Origin of the sequence: Aliiroseovarius marinus (assembly GCF_004360145.1) — a bacterium.
GTDB lineage: Bacteria > Pseudomonadota > Alphaproteobacteria > Rhodobacterales > Rhodobacteraceae > Aliiroseovarius > Aliiroseovarius marinus.
In genome coordinates this window covers 214,887-232,263 of record NZ_ML178715.1, presented here as the reverse complement: position 1 = coordinate 232,263, position 17,377 = coordinate 214,887, and the positions used below count along the sequence as shown (strand labels likewise).

The window sequence follows — 17,377 nt, the reverse complement described above, 5'->3', positions numbered from 1 at the left end:
CTCATGCATCCCATCCTTAAACTGGTGGCTCAGCGTCTTGCGCTGAGCACCCTCCTTCTTCTTGCGGCGTCGGTGCTGATCTTTGCGGGCACCACCATCCTTCCGGGTGATGTCGCACAAAACATCCTTGGACAATCCGCCACCCCCGAAAGCCTTGCCAACCTGCGTAAAGAGCTGGGTATGGATCAACCTGCCACCACACGCTATTTCAACTGGCTGTTTGGTGCATTGCAGGGCGACCTTGGCACAGCCCTGACCAACGGGCGTGACATTGTCGACAGCCTTGGCGGGCGTCTGAAAAACACGCTGTTCCTGGCGTTCTGGGCCGCAGTTGTTGCCGTGCCGCTGGCCATTTTCCTTGGCCTGCTTGCCGTGCGCTATCGCGAGCGGTGGCCGGACAAGCTGATTTCGGCAGTGACGCTGGCATCGATCTCGGTTCCGGAATTCCTGATCGGTTACGTGCTGATGTACTATGTCGGCGTGAAACTGGGCTGGGCACCGACCGTGTCCACGATCTATGACAGCATGTCTCTGGGCGAAAAGCTTAGCGCGATTGCACTGCCCGTGACCGTTCTGACCATGGTCGTGCTGGCGCACATGATGCGCATGACGCGCGCCGCCATTCTGAACGTGATGCAGTCGGCCTATATCGAGACGGCTGAGCTGAAGGGTCTGACAAGTTTTCAGGTCATCGCCCGCCACGCTTTCCCGAACGCCATTGCGCCGGTCGTGAACGTGGTCATGCTGAACCTTGCGTACCTTGTCGTGGGCGTTGTGGTTGTCGAGGTGGTCTTCGTCTATCCCGGCATGGGCCAGTATCTGGTTGACCACGTGGCCAAACGTGACGTGCCCGTTGTGCAGGCCTGCGGTCTGATCTTTGCGGCGGTCTATATCGGATTGAACATGGTGGCTGACATCGTGTCGATCCTGGCGAACCCAAGGCTGAGGCATCCGAAATGATGAGAATACCCCCCGCGGCCTTGATCGGCCTGTTTTTCACCGGGCTGTATTTCTTTGTGGCAGTCTTCGCCCCATTGATTGCGCCCTATTCGATGACCGAGATCGTTGGTGACGTCTGGGAGCCGTCCTCGTCCGAGCACTGGCTGGGCACCGACAATATCGGCCGTGATCTGCTGACCCGTATGATCTATGGCGGGCGGACGACGATCTTCATCGCCACCGCGGCCACGATCCTCAGCTTCACGCTGGGCTCGATCCTTGGCTTCACGGCAGCCGTTGTCGGCGGCTGGGTCGATCAGGTGATGAGCCGCTTCGTCGACCTGATCATGTCGATCCCGACCCTGATCTTCGCACTGGTTGTTCTGTCGGTCATGCCCGTGACGCTGCTTATCCTGATCCTTGTGATGGGTCTTCTGGATTCGACGCGTGTCTATCGTCTTGCCCGCGCGGTCGCCGTGGACATCAACGTCATGGATTATGTGGAAGCCGCCAAACTGCGCGGCGAAGGCCGCCGCTGGGTTATCTTCCGCGAGATCCTGCCCAACGCGCTGTCGCCTCTGGTGGCCGAAATGGGCCTGCGCTTCATCTTTGCAGTGCTGTTCGTGTCGACGCTTTCGTTCCTTGGCCTTGGCGTGCAACCGCCGAACGCTGACTGGGGCGGCATCGTGAAGGAAAACAAAGACGGCATCGTCTATGGCATCCCGGCAGCCCTTGTGCCCGCCGTGGCCATTGCGACGCTGGCGATTTCCGTGAACCTTGTTGCCGACTGGGTGCTGAACCGCACCACCAGCCTGAAAGGAGGCCGCGGATGAGCGAGAAACTTCTGAAGGTCGAAAACCTGAAAATCGGCGCGCGGATCTATCCGCCCGGCGAAAAGCCCCGCAACATTGATATTGTTCACGGCGTGTCCTTCGAGCTGGAAAAGGGCAAGGTGCTGGGTCTGATCGGTGAATCGGGCGCTGGTAAATCCACCATCGGTCTGGCCTCGATGGCCTATGGCCGGGGTGGGGTCGAGATCACCGGCGGCAAGGTCTGGGTCAATGGTCGCGAGATCCTTGGCACCAACCTACGCGACCTGCGCAAGCTGCGCGGAACCGAGGTGACCTATGTCAGCCAGTCGGCTGCGGCCAGCTTTAACCCTGCCAAGAAGATCATGGAGCAGGTGATCGAAGCTTCGCTGCACCAAGGCAAGTTCTCGAAGAAAGAGGCTGAAGCGCGCGCGGTAGAGCTGTTTACCAAGCTGGGTCTGCCTGATCCTGAAAATATCGGCAATCGCTATCCGCACCAGGTGTCGGGTGGTCAGTTGCAACGCTGTATGACGGCTTTGGCCCTGTGCCCCGAGCCCGATTTGGTGGTGTTCGACGAACCCACCACGGCGCTGGATGTGACCACGCAGATCGACGTTCTGATGGCGATCAAGGATGCCATTCGGGATACTGGCGTTGCGGCGCTTTATATCACGCACGACCTTGCGGTGGTGGCTCAGGTCTCGGACGAGATCATGGTGCTGCGTATGGGCGACATGGTCGAGCATGGCACCACGGATCAGATCATCAACAATCCCGTTGAGGAATATACCCGCGACCTGGTATCGGTCCGGTCCACCCAGCACGAAGGCAAACCGCCGACGGACAACCCCGTCCTGACCGTGGAAAACGTCACCGCCCGCTACAAGGGCACCAACTTCGACGTGTTGCACAATGTCACGATGGAGCTTCACCCGGGCCAAACCCTGGCCGTTGTGGGCGAATCCGGGTCGGGTAAGTCGACCACGGCCCGCGTGATTACCGGCTTGTTGCCGCCACGCGAAGGCAAGATCCATTTCGACGGGCGTGACCTGTCGCCGGATCTTGAGGGCCGCTCGCGCGAGGATCTGCGCGAGTTGCAGATGATCTATCAAATGGCGGATGTCGCCATGAACCCGCGCCAGACCGTGGGCACGATCATCGGTCGTCCGCTGGAATTCTATTTCGGCATGAAGGGCAAGGAAAAGCGCGCGCGGATCATCGAACTTCTGGACGAGATCGAACTGGGGGTCGAATTCATCGACCGCTACCCGGCGGAACTGTCAGGTGGTCAGAAACAGCGTGTCTGTATCGCGCGCGCGCTGGCCGCCAAGCCCAAGGTCATCATCTGTGACGAGGTGACCTCGGCGCTGGACCCGCTGGTGGCAGATGGCATCCTGAAGCTGTTGGAAAACCTGCAGAAGGTCGAGAACGTGGCCTATCTGTTCATCACCCACGATCTTGCGACGGTGAAGGCCATCGCAGACAGCATCGCCGTGATGTATCAGGGCCGCGTCGTGCGCTATGGTCCGAAGACCGAGGTGCTGGCGCCTCCGTTCGACGACTATACCGACCTGCTGCTTAGCTCGGTCCCCGAGATGCGACTGGGTTGGCTGGAAGAGGTTGTCCAGAACCGCAAGATGGAAAGCGCCGGCAACTAAGCCATCGAAAAAAACAGGCCGGGGGTGTCACACGACGCCCCCGGTTTTCTTTTGCCGGGTCAAAACCGACCCTTTTCTGACGCGTCCGTTGCATAAATCCGTGACGTCCCCCGCCTAGTCTTGGGCAAATCAACGCGCAAATCGGAAGGGCGCTGACATGGACAGAAAACTCCTGCTTCTTATCATCGACGGTGTGCCGCATCGCAACTGGCGGCGGTTGTTTGGTAATCTGGAAGGTTGGGTGCAATCTGGCGATGCGAAGCTGCTGAAAATGCGGGCTGTGTTGCCGTCGACCTCGGCCAGCTGCTATGCGTCGATCCATACGGGCGTGACCCCGCAAGAACACGGCTGCACTGGCAATCACGATGTCTTCCGCCTGTCGCATGACGACATTTTCAGCCAAGTCCGCAAGGCTGGCGGCGTAACCGGCGCGGTGACGCATTCCTTCTGGTCCGAGTTCTTCAATCGCGCGCCCTTCGATGTGGTGCGCGACGTGGAATATGACGAGCCCGAGAGCACCTCGATCAACCACGGGCGTTTCCACACGATGACCGGCTATGGGATGATCAACCAATGCACCCCCGCCGATGTCGACCTGTTCGGCACGCTGACCATGCTGTGCGAGCGCAAGGGGATCGACTATGGTATCTTGCACACCTGCACGTTGGACAGCATGGGCCACCGGTTCGGGCACGAGTGCCACGAGATGGACGATGCCTGCTTCAAGATGGACGAACAGCTGGCCCCGTTTATCAAGCGCTGGCGGGATCAGGGATACGAGGTGATTGTGACCGCAGATCACGGCCAGACCAATCGCGGCCATCACGGCGGGCACGAGGACGTGCAACAAGACGTCGCGCTTTACTATTTCGGGGATGCGGACGTGGTCGATGACAGCGATATTTTGTGCCAAATTCAGCTTGCGCCCACGATCCTGTCCCTGATGGGCGCGCCGATTGCAGACACGATGAAAGGCAAGGTGTTCCTGAAATGACTTGGACCATTCCCGCTCCCGCACAACCGTTTCTTCCCATCGCTGGCTCGGACCAGAAATTCCCGGTGCGCCGGATTTTCTGCGTCGGGCAGAACTACGCCGCCCACGCGCGTGAAATGGGATCGAACCCGGATCGGGAACTGCCGTTTTTCTTTTCGAAACCTGCGGATGCCTTGGTGGCGGATGGCGCGACCATTCCCTTCCCGCCGGGCACGTCGAACCTGCATCACGAGGTCGAGCTGGTCGTAGCGATCGGCAAAGGTGGTGTGAACATCGCCGCCGACGCCGCGCTGGATCATGTATGGGGTTATGCGGTTGGCAACGACCTGACTCGCCGCGATGTGCAGGCCGATGCGAAATCGAACGGGCGTCCGTGGGATATGGCCAAGGGGTTCGACCGTTCCGCCCCGTGCGGCGCGCTGCACCCCGTGGCCGAGGTGGGGCATTTCACCAAAGGCGCCATTTCTCTGAGCGTGAACGGAGAGACGCGCCAGAACTCGGATATTTCAGATTTGATCTGGCCGGTGGCCGACGTGATCGCCTATCTGTCGACGCTGGTCGAGCTGAGCGCAGGAGATCTGATTTTCACCGGAACGCCGGAAAATGTCGGGCCGCTTCAGTCAGGTGACACATGCGTTGCGCAGATCGACGGGCTGGGCAGCGTCACCACGCATATCGCCTAGGACGGCTTACCCAAAATAGGCCAACAGCTTGTCGCGTGCTTCTTGAATATGCGTCAGCGTCAAATCGGCCGCTCTATCCGCGTCTCCGGCCTCGCAGGCTTCTTGGATCATCAGGTGGTCATGATTGGCGCGGATCATGCCATCATCCATCATGATGCGCGCCCGCAGATAGCGGTCGATCCGGTTCAGGGCGTTGTCGATGGCAGCCAGATGATAGGTCAGGCCACTGGCGGCGTAATGCGTCGCGTGAAACTTCCGGTTCAGATCGCCCCATTCCGAGGAATCGTTCGACGAGGCCAGCGCCTCGTAGTACCCCCGCGCTGTGCGCAGCGTTTCGGCATCCATTTTCGGTACGGCTTGCGCGATGACATGCGGCTCTAACAAAGCACGAAAGTCGAAGATCTCGCGCACCTCGTCCTGCGACAGGGACGAGACAACCGCGCCCTTGTAGCGCTGTGATGTTACCAATCCGTGCTCTTCCAGCTTCAGGATGGCCTCGCGGACCGGAATGCGCGATGTGTTGAACATTTTCGCAATTTCATCCTGACGCAGAGGGGTGCCGTCCTCTAACTCGCCTTCGACGATGGCCTGTTTCAGCGCCTCGAAAATAATGGTGGTGGCTGAGGCGGTCTTCGACACGTCCACGGATTTCAACTGCATTCAATGGTCTCCCTTAGGGGCAGACTACCAATATCGCGGGGCAGGTTGAAGTGTTTCAAAGGGCGCAACGCCAGCCAACCAGCTCTTACGTGTCCTGCCGGACGATGTTTGTCACCAACACGTCTTTCACGCTCGGCCCTAGAATGGATTGCGCCACCTCAAGCAAGGCCGCGCGCAGAGGGTCCAAGCGGCTGGATTGCGTGAAAACCCCGTCAAATCCACCCGTGTTGGCGTGGTTGAACATCACCTGAAGAAACTCGTCGCGCAGCTTGGGCTCGCGTTGATACACTGTCTCTCGTCCGCCCAGTTCGACCTCGATGTTCAGAGACATCACCACAAGGGACGAGATGTTGCCATCTGCGACGACGGGCACAACGAACTGGTTGTTGATCTTCACGAATTCAGTGTCCGAGGGCGTGTCCTCGTCCATGTCTTTATGTTCATCTTTTTCGGCGGTTTCCGTGTCTCCGCACGGGTTCATCACCACTGGTTCCGGTTCAGGCTGAAGCATCAGGCCGGCCCCCGCGCCGACCCCAAGCCCGATCAAGGCCAGAATGATTGGGATGATCTTGCCCATAGTGCCCCCTTAATACGGAAGAATGATGTCAGCGACCTGTTGGCCATAACGCGGCTGCTGAACGTCGGTGATCTGTCCGCGACCGCCATAGGAAATACGGGCCGAGGCGATCTTGTCATACGGGATCTCGTTCTGGCGCGAGATGTCCTCGGGGCGCACAAAACCGGTGACCAGAAGCTCGCGCAGTTCGAAATTGACCCGAACCTCCTGCGTGCCTTGAATTTTCAACACACCATTCGGTAGCGTGCCCAAGACCGTCGCAGCCACACGCAGTTCCAGCTTTTCGTTTCGTTTAACCGATCCATTTCCATTGAACGCACTGCTGGATGACATTCCGACCGCATTCGCCATTGAGGCACCCTCGGGCAGCCTGTTGTCGATGGCTTGCGGGATGCCAAACAGGTTTGGGATACCCATGTCGTCAGACGCGCCACGCGCGCGGGACGAGCTGTTCGAGAACTCGGCGCGATCATTAATCTCGATGACCACGGTCAGAATGTCACCCGACTTCTGAGCGCGCCGATCCCCAAGCAGCGATTGCCGCCCGCCGCTCCACAGGGACGAGCGGTCCACCGTGCCTTGCGGCGGAAGATCCTGTGGCAGCGCCGACGCTTGCATCGCCTGATGCTCGGCGCTCATTTCTACGGGGTTCAAATCGGGGGCCTTGCCGACGTTCTCGATGCGAGAACAGGCGGTCACAGCCATGGATAGGATCAGGATGGGCAGGGTCAAACGCATTGGTTTTCCTTGTCAAAATTGGGTGTGAGAATTCGAGACGATGACGTCGCCATTGGGGGATACCGATCCGGTGATCGTCGTGCGCGAGGACAGGTTCATTACCCGCACACGGTCCCCGACCGCTCCGCGCCCCAGGCTGCGCCCTTCGGCCAGGATGGTCATCGACCCGGCGGTATAAACCAGAGTGACGATCTGGTTTCGGTCGATCAGAGCGGGCGGGCCAATGTCATTGGGCAACACGGGCCGCCCAGCATACAGCACCACGCGGGCCTCTTGTCCGATGACATCCTCGAGCAGCCGAAATCCGCCCGGGATATCGGCCTCGACCAGCTTCACATCCATCGCCGAGACGATCATGCCGGGCCGTAGGTTCTTGGCTGCGACGACGGTATCGGCGGCAGCAGGCGCTGCGAGTCCCATCAAAAGGAATGTCAGAAATCGTTTCATCAGCGCACCTGTGTGGTTGCCGCAAGCATCTGGTCAGCCGCGGTGATGACTTTCGAATTCAGTTCGTACCCGCGCTGGGCCGCGATTAGTTCGGTGATTTCGCGCACGGCGTCGACCGAGCTGTTTTCCAGATAACCCTGCCGCAGCGTGCCGCGCCCGTCTGTACCGGGGGCCCCAACAAAAGCGGGCCCCGAGGCAGGCGTTTCACGAAACAGGTTCGAGCCGATCGCCTCGAGCCCCTTGTCATTGGTGAAGCTGGCAAGGGTGAAAGCGCCCAGAAGTTCGGGCTCGATCGTGTTGTCGAAAAAGGCATAGACCTCGCCATCCGAGTTGATCGAGATCTGGCGCGCGTCACTGGGGATGGTGATTTCAGGCGCGACCGGATAGCCGTCCGAGGTCACGATCAAGCCGTCGCCGGACAATTTCAGCCCGCCGTCCCGCGTGTAACCTGATGCGCCAGAAGGCAGCGTGACCTCTAGATATCCACGCCCTTCGATGGCCAGATCCAGATCGCCATTGGTCTGCGCCAATGTCCCCTGCTGGACCATCATCGTGACCGAGGTCGGACGCACACCAAGACCCAGCTGGACGCCAGTCGGCAGGACTGTCCCGTCCGCGGCATTGATCGTGCCTGCCCGCGTGGCCTGCTGATAATGTAGGTCCGCGAACTCGGCCCGCCGAGTGTTGTAACCCGTAGTCGACATGTTCGCGAGGTTGTTCGAGATCGTTTCGACCCGCATTTGCTGGGCCAACATCCCGGTTGCTGCAATGTTCAGTGCGCGCATTTAAGCCTCCTATTGTCCGATGACCGTTTTGGTGACTGAGCGGATGCGCTCATCTTCTTTTTCCATGAATTTCTGACCCAGCTCATAGCTGCGCTGCACCTCGATCATGCGGGCGATTTCGGCGATGGGATCGACGTTGGATCCTTCGACAAACCCCTGCAGGATCGAGGCCTCAGATAGGGCCGGTTCGACCCCGCTGGGCGCTTCGAACCGGACGCCGTCGCGGTGCTGAAGGTCGGTCTGATCGACCGGGGTGAACAGACCAATCAAGGCCAGTGCCCGGCCGTCGGCAGACAGCGTCCCATCCGCGGCCATCGATACGGTTTTCGCATCGGGCGGAATGAAGACGGGGGACCCGCCACCGTCCAACAGACGATAGCCGTCAGGGGTCACAAGCTCGCCCTCGGCGGATGGCGTGAAGACTCCTGCACGGGTCAGGAATTGGCCGGTTGGTCCGTCCAGTAGAAAGAAACCATCGCCTTCGATTGCGAAGTCGAATGTGCCCCCGGTTTGGGTCAGCGCGCCTTGTTCCAAATTCAGCGCCCGCGTGTTGGCCGTTGCCATGGAAAGTGAGGGATCACCCCGCTCAAGTGCATGAATGTACTCGGAAAAGATGACGCCCTCGCGCCGGAACCCGGTGGTCGAGGCATTGGCAATGTTGTTGGCGATGCTTTGCATCTCGCGCATCAAGCCGGATTGCCGTGTCAGGGAGGTATAGCCGATATTGTCCATCTCAGCCTCCTGCAATCAAGGGAACGACGCGCAACTGGAAGAAGCTGACCAGCGTTTCGGTCATGAAGCCCATGCTGCCCCAGAAGACGACCAGAATGGCCACCAGCTTGGGGACAAAGGTCAGGGTCATTTCTTGGATCGAAGTCAGTGCTTGGAACAGGCCAACGATCAGACCGGCGATCAGCGCAACCGACAGGATGGGCAGCGAAATCAGGACCGCATCCCAAAGCCCCGCGCGCAGCGTGTCATAGAAGATAATCTCGTCCATCAGACCGGCATCCTTAAGATTTCCTGATAGGCCTCGACCACCTTGTCGCGGACGGTCACGGCGGTCTCGACCGCTAACTCGGTCTGGGCCAAGGCCTGCACCAATGCATGCGGATCGGCGTCACCAGATAGCGCGGCCATCGCGGTGCGTTCCCCGTTTTGCAGGGTCTGCGCAAAGTCCTGCGCGACACCGGCGAAATTGTTCACTTTTTGTTCATTATTCGCCGTCGGCTGAGCCGCCTGACGCGAGGCCGCATATTGCTGCGAAGCGAGTGTTGCACGAATATCCATAATCTATCCTCCTAGCGGCGCAGCAGATCCAACAGCCCGCGCGACATCTGGCGCGACTGGTCGAACATTTTCAGGTTAGCTTCATAGCTCCGCTGCGCTTCACGAGCGTCCGCGATCTCGATCACCAGATCGACGTTCGAGCCTTGATAATGACCGCTTTCATCGGCCAGCGGATGTGAGGGATCGTAGATGCTGGGCAGGGCGGTCTTGTCCAACTGGACGCGACCTGTTTCCACCAGTCCCGTGGCGCGGCCACCTTCAAGCGCGGCCTGGAAGCTGACCATTTTTCTACGATAGCCGGGCGTGTCCACATTGGCGATGTTTTCAGACACATGGCGCAGGCGGTTGGCCTGACTTTTCATGCCCGATGCGGCGGCGGCTACCGAATTGCGAAGATCACTCATGGCCCGTTACCTCCGTCCCAGCGCGCTGCGCATGATGCCCAGCGTGGACTTGTAAACGGCCAGTGCCATGTCGTGGTCCCTCTTGGCCTCGGCAGCCATCATCATCTCGGTCTCAAGCGACACCGAGTTCCCGTTGGGCGAGGTCGCGCCAGCGCGATAGACGACATTGGATTCTGTTGCGGGGGAGGTCGCCGCATCTGCCCCGATATGGCCGCTGCGCGTGGCGCGCATTTGATCGGGCCGGCCGGGCTTATACGTCTCAGAAAACGAGGCAACGTCGCGGGCGCGATACCCCGGCGTATCCGCGTTCGCCACGTTCTGCGCGATGACGGACTGCCGTGCCGCAGCATGGAGCGCAAGGTCGTTTGCCTTGGCAAAAATACTCAGTTTTTCAAACATCGGGGCTTCTCCCTCGATTGGCTTCAACCAAGGCTTAACCCTGATTCCTTTATAAACAGTTTCAGTGAAAATTTTAGGAGAATGCCGATGCACAATGTTGGGTTCGAGCAGGTGACCGCACAGCTTTTATCACTGCAGGTCGTTCGACATATCGGGCGTGTGACTCACATTCGGCAGGGTATGGTCGAGGTGTCGGGGCTTGCAAAAATCGCCGCACAGGCGGATCTGGTGCAGATCCATCCGCGCGGTGGTACACCCCGGATGGGCGAGGTTCTGGGGCTGTCGGGTGACACGATCTCGGTCTTGCCAGATGGGGATTGCGCCGGACTGCAGATCGGAGACGAGGTCGAATTGCTGGGTGGCTCCAGCATTTCCCCAGATGACAGTTGGATCGGGCGGGTTGTGGATCCGTTAGGGAAAAGTCTGGATGGGCAGCCGATCCTACAGGGGACGCAGGCGCGTGCGCTGAAGGGCGAGGTGCCGAACCCAACTGCACGCCGCCCGTTGGGGGATCGGCTTGAAACCGGAATGACAGTGTTCAACACCTTTCTTCCGATTGTCTCGGGGCAGCGGATCGGGCTTTTTGCGGGCTCGGGTGTGGGCAAATCCACCCTGCTGGCCAAACTTGCACGGGGCGTGCACGCCGATGTGGTCGTGATCGCATTGATTGGTGAACGTGGGCGCGAGGTGCGTGAATTTGTGGAACGCGTCCTGGGCGAGCAGGGGATGAAGCGGGCGGTTGTCGTCGCCGCGACATCGGACCAGTCTCCTATGATGCGGCGGCGCTGTGCATGGATGGCAATGTCGGTTGCTGAACATTTTCGCGATCTGGGGAGGCAGGTGTTGTTTCTGGCCGACAGCGTAACCCGATTTGCCGAGGCGCATCGCGAGATTGCGCTTGCTTCGGGCGAGACGGGAAATCTGCGTGGGTTTCCCCCATCTACCACGCAGCAGATTACTTCGCTTTGTGAGCGGGCGGGGCCGGGTGTCGGCGAGACAGGAGACATCACAGCCGTATTTTCGGTCCTTGTGGCGGGATCGGATATGGAAGAGCCGGTCGCGGATATCTTGCGAGGAGTTTTGGACGGTCATGTTGTGCTTGATCGAAAGATTGCAGAACGCGGGCGGTTTCCAGCGATTGATGTTTTGCGGTCGGTATCGCGCGCCCTTCCCGAAGCGGCTTCGAACGACGAGAACGCCCTTATTCTCGAAGGGCGCAAGCTGCTGGGCTTGTATGATCGGTCTGAAATGATGATCCAAGCAGGACTATATTCTGCAGGAAATGACGTGTTGTTGGATCACGCGGTTGAGGCATGGCCAAGGATAGATGGATTTCTGGCCGCACCCGAGGTGCTGGACACGCGCACCAGTTTCGATCGGTTGGCGGCCTGTTTGTCCAAGAATGCGGACTAGCGTCACACGTTCTGCAGCAATGTCAGAGCGATTGAGTTTGAGCTGAGCGCCGCTGTTCCCTGCGCAATCTGAGACCGTGCAAGAAACAGGCGGGTAAGTTCCTCCAGCTGTGCAGGATCTGAAAACTGATCAACCGCAGAGGACCCGAAATAGCGTTCGGATTTCTCCTGAAAGACTTCAAGCTGCTTGTCGATGTCGATGGTCCCGAAAGAGGACGGAAGCCCCAGCGCTGTTTCAAACACCTGACGCAAGGGCGGATTCCCCATGACCGAATACCATTTCGCAGTATCTGAAGTGGACTTTCCAATGATATTGCCTAGATCACGCTCCAGGCTCATCGCGAGGCGCATATCCTGATCTTGATTGCCCACCGCGACTTCGAACTGCCGTTCTTTATATGCTGCGACCGTCTTGGCGGCAAAATCCGAGATTTGGGTGCGCGGAACATTGTAGTCTCCGAACCCGAAATCCCGAGCCATTTCAAAATAGCGTTGGTCGGACAGCTTGTTGGCCAATGCGTCGGCGCTTAGCGTTCCGTCTTCCAGAACCTTGCGGATGAAATAGGTGCTATTGATATCCTCGCTTAACCCATAAGCCCCAAGCGCAACCGAGAGCAGTCGGCGATCGCTGACCAGTTCTTCAGCCGTTGTGACGTTTCCGATGTTCTCTTGGAAATACTGTACGTCGCGTTGAGGGACCGCGCCGCTTTCGAACGCAGTTTGCTGCGCCTCTTTCGTGCGTTGCAAAAACGCCCAACCGGCCGCGCCGCTGAACGGTATGACCGGTTGAAAGCTCATGCGAACCGTGCCGACAGAAGGCGTTCTTCTCGCGGTAGCAAGGCGCGGAGTTGCTTGAGCGCCTGATAGTACTGGTTGTCCAGAACCGCACCAGAGGCCGCATCCAGAAACTTACGGCTGTCTGGATCTGTGAGCACCTGAGAGAGCTGCTCAATTCCGCGCAGTAATTGAAGTTGCCCATCTTCCTGTTTCGCGTCGCCAGACAAAACCAGTTGCGCAATGTAGCAGACCCGTCGCACAGGCGTGTTCACTTCCTCTGGGTGGATGGCGTCTTTCAGGCGCAGGATGTTGGCATTCGGTGTGACGACGGACAGCCGTGATCTCCGGTCACCATTTTCGATGACCGCGCCGTTGATCAACACACGTTCTTTCGGGCTGAGTTTCAGGACCAATCCGCTCATGCTGCTACTCCTGTCTGGCGCAAGCCGCGCATGACGGCTGTGTTGATTTCGACAAGTGCGCCAACCTCATCAGGGTCTTTCAAAACTTTGCGCGAATGCTGATTGGTGAATTCATAAAGATAGAAAATGCGGGCGCGCAGATCGGCGGGTAGGCCGTTGTCTGCAGCGGCGACGTCGGCGGCCAGCAAGGTCCATAGTTGACGATTTTCGTGAATGGCTTGCGCCAGTTGCCCGAATTCGCCGCGGCCTTTCTCTGCCGAGGATTTCAGGCGATGTGTGATACGAGCAAACGCCTCGTATTCGATACCGCGCGGTGTGCGTACGGTGTTTTGAGTTGCCGCATAAGCCGTTTTGGTCATGTTCATAGCGGTCACAGGATGTCCTTCCGGAAACAATGGTGGTCAGGGAGAAGGGATGTGTGGGGCGCCTTTTTGGCGCCCCACCGTCACGCCCTTTAACGGAACAGCGACAGGATGTTCTGCGGTGCCTGGTTGGCAATCGACAGTGCCTGAGTACCCAGCTGTTGCTGAACCTGCAGCGCCTGCAAACGTGCCGAGGCCGCTTCCATGTCCGCGTCCACAAGCGCACCAATCCCCGAGGTCAGCGAGTCGGACAGAGACGAGATAAAGTTCGTCTGTGTCTCGATCCGGCCCTGAGCCGAGCCAAAGGCGGCGGCAGCATCGATCGACTTGTCAATCAGCCCCTCGATCGCGGTCAGCGCGCCGGTCGCACCGGAATCAGTTGTGACATCAATGTTTTGCAATGCACCCAGGCCACCCGAAGCTGCCGTAGTGCCCGGTGTACCACCAGTCTGTGCACGTACGCCCACGTTGATGGCATCAGTAACACCGCCAGTCGCATTCGTGATGGTAAACTGGTTGGTATTGCTGCCGGTTCCTTGCGTGATCGAGTAGCCTTCAGCCGATCCGGTTGCTGCCGCAAAGAACGAGTTGATCTGCGAGACCAGCTGCTGTGCGACGTCGGCAGTACCGTCATTGGCGCCAGCGACATATTCAAAGGTGCGCTGACCCAACGACGTGCCGCCTCCGGCAACGTTGACATTTACGTCATCCAGAATGACCTGATAGCTGTCGCCTTCACTGACCGATCCGATCGTGAAGGTCAGGCTTCCACCATCCGCAATGGTTGCGGTCGGCGAGGCCGGGTCAAAAGCCGCATCGTTGAACTGGGTGTTGTTCGCACCCGCCTGAATCAACGCGTTCGCTGCTGCCTGGTCTGCCGGGTCGGTGGTCCCGAATGCTGCCGAAGTCACCGGCGTGGTCACCGACAGGTTCTGGCGATCGACCTCGATGTGGCGGGCCGTCACGTTGCCCGACGAATCACGATCCAGCGAAGCCAGAACGTCCATTGTGTCGGTACTGGTGCCGTCGATCAGGTTCAAACCGTTGAACTGGGCTGCGTTCACAACCGAGCCGATCTGGTCGCGTAGTGCAGCAATATCAGTCTGCAGCTTCGAACGGTCCACGTTTTCTTCCTGCGCGGCAACGATCTTGCCTTTCATTTGCGTCAGAAGATCGGTCACTGTTTCCGCTGCTTTCTGTGCAACGGCAACGGTCGATTCCCCTAGCGAAAGGCTTTCCGAAATGCCCTTGAAACCCTTTACGTCAGATTCCATGACTTTCGAAATCGCCCAGACGGCTGCGTTATCTTTGGCCGAACTGATCGATTTACCGGTCGAGATCTCGGCCTGCGTGCTGGCAAGGTTCGAGTTGATGGACTTCAGCGTTTGAAGCGCCACCATCGCGCTGTTGTTGGTCAGAATGCTGGACATATTATATTCCCTTCAATCTATGGCGCTTTGCGCCTGTTCCCATGTCCCCGGATTTACGCGGGACGACTTTGCCTTCTGACATCTGCAAGCCAATTTGATCGGCCGCGCCATCCGTTTGGATGCAAAGCGAAACTGCAATGGAAACTCTGAACGAATACTGAATCTCGCTGGCTTGATTTCATACAAGTTGAACTAAACTGGGGCGGGTCACGCGCGTTTTTCAAAGTTCGAGGGCTTGCGTGACAGAAGCTCCGAGGCGCCTGTACGGGTGTATGTTTTAACCCCCTGATCCCGATTGCGAATGGCGTCGAGCCGTTGCCGCGCCGAGCGAATGCCATTTGCTGCCGCGGCAAGCAGGTTTTGATTGCGTGCAGCCATCGCCTGTAGATGCGCCAACTGCTGTTGAGTGACGGCTGTTTGCCCGAGCTCAGACAGCGCGCCCGTCTTTGCTTCGGTCAGTTTTGGCAGATCGTGAAGATCACCATTCAGAATCATCTGGCGCTCTTCCTCAAGCAGGGTGAGCAGTTCGTTAAACTTGTGCATCCGAACGCTCCTTCAATGCTTCGAAAAGGGATTGGGCAAGGCCGATCCCGCCGCTGTCGACCATGCTGCGCGCCTGTTCCTGACGCAGAAACGACGCGAACTGATCCTCGCCAATGCCGCCGCCAAAACTGTCCGGCGTCTTGCCGATCCCGGCGGATTTCAGCATCTCGGACAGGAAGCTGGCTTCCAGTTCTTTGGCGGCGTCCCAAAGCGCTTTGTCCGGGTCCGCTGCGAGCGGTTTTTGCGTCGCGATAGGCTGCGATACACCTGAGACAGGATCCATGATGTCGCCCTTTCAAATTCGTCACAGTTTTTCCCAGTGTCCCTGTCAGCGGTAAAGATTTGGTAATTCCCATCTGCAATTCTGCGCTGAACCGAGGCAGAACTCCCGGACGGACCTTATGCAAATTGCACAGTTTCTTTTCGCACCTGCGGGACAGACGGATCGCGACACTCAAATCCCTGTTGTGGAATGGGGCGAGTCGATTGTGCCGCCAGAGGCCGCATTTGATATGGTTTTTCTGGGTCAGGAAAAGCCATCGATGGAGTTGGAACTGCCGATCGAAGCGATGATTCAACCAAGTCCTAGGGAGGAAAAGGCGCAGATTCAAAAGGGGGATGCCATCCCCGCGCCAGACACGCCTTTTGATATGACAGAGCTTCCAGCGGATACGCCTAAGCTTGCGGGCGACCTGCGCAGGACACTGCCAGAGCTGACGGTCGCGTCAAAACGTATGCCTGAAGATTACACGCGAGGCGACGTAGATCTGGCAAAGCCCTTGTCGTCAGCGAACACCATTCCGGATGATGGGGTGTCGGCACGTCTTGAACCGATTTCTGCGCCGTTGGCGAACGGGACAGATGTGTCCCTCGCGCGCTCCGTGGTAGCTGTTGACGCTCCGCAGGACGTGGGGGATGGCGCTTCAGATGTCGCCGAAGCTGAGATGTCCAAGCCGGTCGTCGAGGGTGCGGCGGACGCGCCCGTTGCCGCGCTTTTGACGCCAGATCAGCAGGCACCAAAAGCAATCGAGCATCCCCAAGCGCCCGCAGATAAGGAGGTGTCATCCGCAGGGCAAGCGCGTTCAGAGCCACGCTCAATGGCCGGGATGGTTCATGACGCGCTGTTGGCCCGGAAAGATGTGATGCCCGGCCCCAGTCTTCTGAACCAGCGTCCTGCAGAGCCGGGCGTTGCGGCGGCGTTCACACGGGTTCTGGATCACCGTGCGGGTGTAGATATCCCCAGATCCGCTCTGGAGCGCCCGACAGAATCGGGGGCCTCACATCATGAAAAGCACCTTGTGGCGCAGAAGTCCGATTCACCACAAAACGTGAGTGTGACTACGCCCAAACCGGTCGACGCAGTTCAGCCGCAGAGCACCCCCGTGCCGCAAGCCGAGGAAGCAGCGCCCAACGGCCCTGCACCGAGCCCTGCGCCGGGGTCTGATCTGAAGACCGCGCAGGCTCCGGATATGATGAAACACGCTCCGATGCCGGTGTCCGCCACGCCATTGATATTCACGGTCGAACAAGAGGCCGAGCGGCCGGCATCTGACGAGACCGGATTTCGCGTGGTCGATCAGGTATCGCAGACGTCAGCAGACCTGAAGCCAGCGGCCATTGCGCGTGGTGCCGAGCTTCCCCGCATGGTCATGGCTCAAATCGCCGAGATCGTCCGGCAGCAACCGGATCGCCCGGTTGAACTGACGCTGAGCCCCGAGGAGCTTGGCAGATTGCGCATGTCTTTCCAGACCGAAGGCTCTGCCATGCATGTCGTTCTCAGCTTCGAACGGCCAGACACGCTGGACTTGATGCGGCGTCATATCGACCAGCTGGCACAAGACATGCGCGAGCTTGGCATGTCGGATGTGAGTTTCACATTTCAGCAACAAACATCAGAAGGAGGCAACGGAGCGCATTCCGATGACGACACCGCTACCCCTTCCCAACACCCACAGTTTGACCCGCAAGATGCGCCGGAAGACCCCCTGCCACGCGCATTGAATATCGCGGGCCGCGCGGGTGTGGATATTCGAGTGTAAGGAGCACAG

23 protein-coding genes are annotated in these 17,377 nt (G+C 58.8%); 7 read left to right on the top strand and 16 right to left on the bottom strand.

Features of this window, described 5'->3' with window-relative positions; translation table 11 throughout:
* The first annotated feature begins 3 nt into the window (after positions 1 to 3).
* From EOL43_RS07230 to EOL43_RS07210, 5 genes are all read left to right on the top strand, one after another.
* Complete coding sequence (locus EOL43_RS07230; RefSeq protein WP_133487022.1) at positions 4 to 960, top strand: ABC transporter permease; 957 nt, start codon at positions 4 to 6, stop codon at positions 958 to 960.
* Positions 957 to 1,772 (top strand): ABC transporter permease, encoded by an 816-nt coding sequence (locus EOL43_RS07225; protein WP_133487020.1) that lies wholly within the window; start codon positions 957 to 959, stop codon positions 1,770 to 1,772. The genes EOL43_RS07230 and EOL43_RS07225 overlap by 4 nt, the downstream gene beginning before the upstream one ends.
* On the top strand, positions 1,769 to 3,406 hold the full coding sequence (locus EOL43_RS07220) for an ABC transporter ATP-binding protein (RefSeq protein ID WP_133487018.1): 1,638 nt from the start codon (positions 1,769 to 1,771) through the stop codon (positions 3,404 to 3,406). Before EOL43_RS07225 ends, EOL43_RS07220 begins: the two co-directional genes overlap by 4 nt.
* Positions 3,407 to 3,563: 157 nt before the next feature.
* Entirely contained in the window at positions 3,564 to 4,400 is an 837-nt protein-coding gene (locus tag EOL43_RS07215; protein WP_133487016.1) for an alkaline phosphatase family protein, read from the top strand.
* Positions 4,397 to 5,083 (top strand): fumarylacetoacetate hydrolase family protein, encoded by a 687-nt coding sequence (locus tag EOL43_RS07210; RefSeq protein ID WP_133487014.1) that lies wholly within the window; start codon positions 4,397 to 4,399, stop codon positions 5,081 to 5,083. Before EOL43_RS07215 ends, EOL43_RS07210 begins: the two co-directional genes overlap by 4 nt.
* 6 nt (positions 5,084 to 5,089) lie before the next feature.
* On the opposite strand, the gene EOL43_RS07205 is transcribed toward EOL43_RS07210, so the two are convergent.
* The 10 genes from EOL43_RS07205 to EOL43_RS07160 form a co-directional block, all read right to left on the bottom strand.
* Complete coding sequence (locus tag EOL43_RS07205) at positions 5,090 to 5,743, bottom strand: GntR family transcriptional regulator (RefSeq protein ID WP_133487012.1); 654 nt, start codon at positions 5,741 to 5,743, stop codon at positions 5,090 to 5,092.
* An 85-nt stretch (positions 5,744 to 5,828) separates the two neighbouring features.
* Positions 5,829 to 6,320, bottom strand: a complete 492-nt coding sequence (locus tag EOL43_RS07200; RefSeq protein ID WP_133487010.1) for a flagellar basal body-associated FliL family protein — start codon at positions 6,318 to 6,320, stop codon at positions 5,829 to 5,831.
* A gap of 9 nt (positions 6,321 to 6,329) precedes the next feature.
* Positions 6,330 to 7,058, bottom strand: coding sequence for a flagellar basal body L-ring protein FlgH (gene flgH, locus EOL43_RS07195; protein WP_133487008.1), 729 nt, complete (start codon positions 7,056 to 7,058; stop codon positions 6,330 to 6,332).
* A gap of 12 nt (positions 7,059 to 7,070) precedes the next feature.
* On the bottom strand, positions 7,071 to 7,505 hold the full coding sequence (gene flgA / locus EOL43_RS07190) for a flagellar basal body P-ring formation chaperone FlgA (protein ID WP_133487006.1): 435 nt from the start codon (positions 7,503 to 7,505) through the stop codon (positions 7,071 to 7,073).
* Positions 7,505 to 8,290: a flagellar basal-body rod protein FlgG gene (flgG, locus tag EOL43_RS07185; protein WP_133487004.1), complete on the bottom strand. Its 786-nt coding sequence runs from the start codon at positions 8,288 to 8,290 to the stop codon at positions 7,505 to 7,507. The genes flgA and flgG overlap by 1 nt, the downstream gene beginning before the upstream one ends.
* A 9-nt stretch (positions 8,291 to 8,299) precedes the next feature.
* Positions 8,300 to 9,022: a flagellar hook-basal body complex protein gene (locus tag EOL43_RS07180; RefSeq protein WP_133487002.1), complete on the bottom strand. Its 723-nt coding sequence runs from the start codon at positions 9,020 to 9,022 to the stop codon at positions 8,300 to 8,302.
* 1 nt (position 9,023) lies between these two features.
* Positions 9,024 to 9,293 (bottom strand): flagellar biosynthetic protein FliQ, encoded by a 270-nt coding sequence (locus tag EOL43_RS07175; protein ID WP_133487000.1) that lies wholly within the window; start codon positions 9,291 to 9,293, stop codon positions 9,024 to 9,026.
* Positions 9,290 to 9,580 (bottom strand): flagellar hook-basal body complex protein FliE, encoded by a 291-nt coding sequence (gene fliE, locus EOL43_RS07170; protein ID WP_133486998.1) that lies wholly within the window; start codon positions 9,578 to 9,580, stop codon positions 9,290 to 9,292. The genes EOL43_RS07175 and fliE overlap by 4 nt, the downstream gene beginning before the upstream one ends.
* 11 nt (positions 9,581 to 9,591) lie before the next feature.
* Positions 9,592 to 9,984: a flagellar basal body rod protein FlgC gene (gene flgC, locus EOL43_RS07165; protein WP_133486996.1), complete on the bottom strand. Its 393-nt coding sequence runs from the start codon at positions 9,982 to 9,984 to the stop codon at positions 9,592 to 9,594.
* Between the two features lie 6 nt (positions 9,985 to 9,990).
* Positions 9,991 to 10,383 (bottom strand): FlgB family protein, encoded by a 393-nt coding sequence (locus EOL43_RS07160; RefSeq protein WP_133486994.1) that lies wholly within the window; start codon positions 10,381 to 10,383, stop codon positions 9,991 to 9,993.
* 87 nt (positions 10,384 to 10,470) lie between these two features.
* Between EOL43_RS07160 and EOL43_RS07155 the strand changes: the two genes are divergently transcribed.
* Positions 10,471 to 11,796, top strand: a complete 1,326-nt coding sequence (locus EOL43_RS07155; RefSeq protein ID WP_133486992.1) for a FliI/YscN family ATPase — start codon at positions 10,471 to 10,473, stop codon at positions 11,794 to 11,796.
* Between the two features lie 2 nt (positions 11,797 to 11,798).
* On the opposite strand, the gene EOL43_RS07150 is transcribed toward EOL43_RS07155, so the two are convergent.
* From EOL43_RS07150 to EOL43_RS07125, 6 genes are all read right to left on the bottom strand, one after another.
* Positions 11,799 to 12,593 carry a DUF1217 domain-containing protein gene (locus EOL43_RS07150; RefSeq protein WP_133486990.1) on the bottom strand — a complete coding sequence of 265 codons (795 nt, stop codon included), beginning with the start codon at positions 12,591 to 12,593 and terminating at the stop codon, positions 11,799 to 11,801.
* Positions 12,590 to 12,994: a flagellar biosynthesis repressor FlbT gene (gene flbT / locus EOL43_RS07145; protein ID WP_133486988.1), complete on the bottom strand. Its 405-nt coding sequence runs from the start codon at positions 12,992 to 12,994 to the stop codon at positions 12,590 to 12,592. The genes EOL43_RS07150 and flbT overlap by 4 nt, the downstream gene beginning before the upstream one ends.
* Positions 12,991 to 13,359, bottom strand: a complete 369-nt coding sequence (flaF, locus tag EOL43_RS07140; protein ID WP_240686490.1) for a flagellar biosynthesis regulator FlaF — start codon at positions 13,357 to 13,359, stop codon at positions 12,991 to 12,993. The genes flbT and flaF overlap by 4 nt, the downstream gene beginning before the upstream one ends.
* Before the next feature lie 89 nt (positions 13,360 to 13,448).
* Entirely contained in the window at positions 13,449 to 14,786 is a 1,338-nt protein-coding gene (locus EOL43_RS07135) for a flagellin (RefSeq protein ID WP_133486986.1), read from the bottom strand.
* A gap of 207 nt (positions 14,787 to 14,993) precedes the next feature.
* Positions 14,994 to 15,329, bottom strand: coding sequence for a hypothetical protein (locus EOL43_RS07130; protein WP_133486984.1), 336 nt, complete (start codon positions 15,327 to 15,329; stop codon positions 14,994 to 14,996).
* Positions 15,316 to 15,612, bottom strand: coding sequence for a rod-binding protein (locus EOL43_RS07125; RefSeq protein ID WP_133486982.1), 297 nt, complete (start codon positions 15,610 to 15,612; stop codon positions 15,316 to 15,318). The genes EOL43_RS07130 and EOL43_RS07125 overlap by 14 nt, the downstream gene beginning before the upstream one ends.
* Before the next feature lie 118 nt (positions 15,613 to 15,730).
* On the opposite strand from EOL43_RS07125, the gene EOL43_RS07120 reads away from it, so the two are divergent.
* Entirely contained in the window at positions 15,731 to 17,368 is a 1,638-nt protein-coding gene (locus EOL43_RS07120; RefSeq protein ID WP_133486980.1) for a flagellar hook-length control protein FliK, read from the top strand.
* Positions 17,369 to 17,377: the final 9 nt, after the last annotated feature.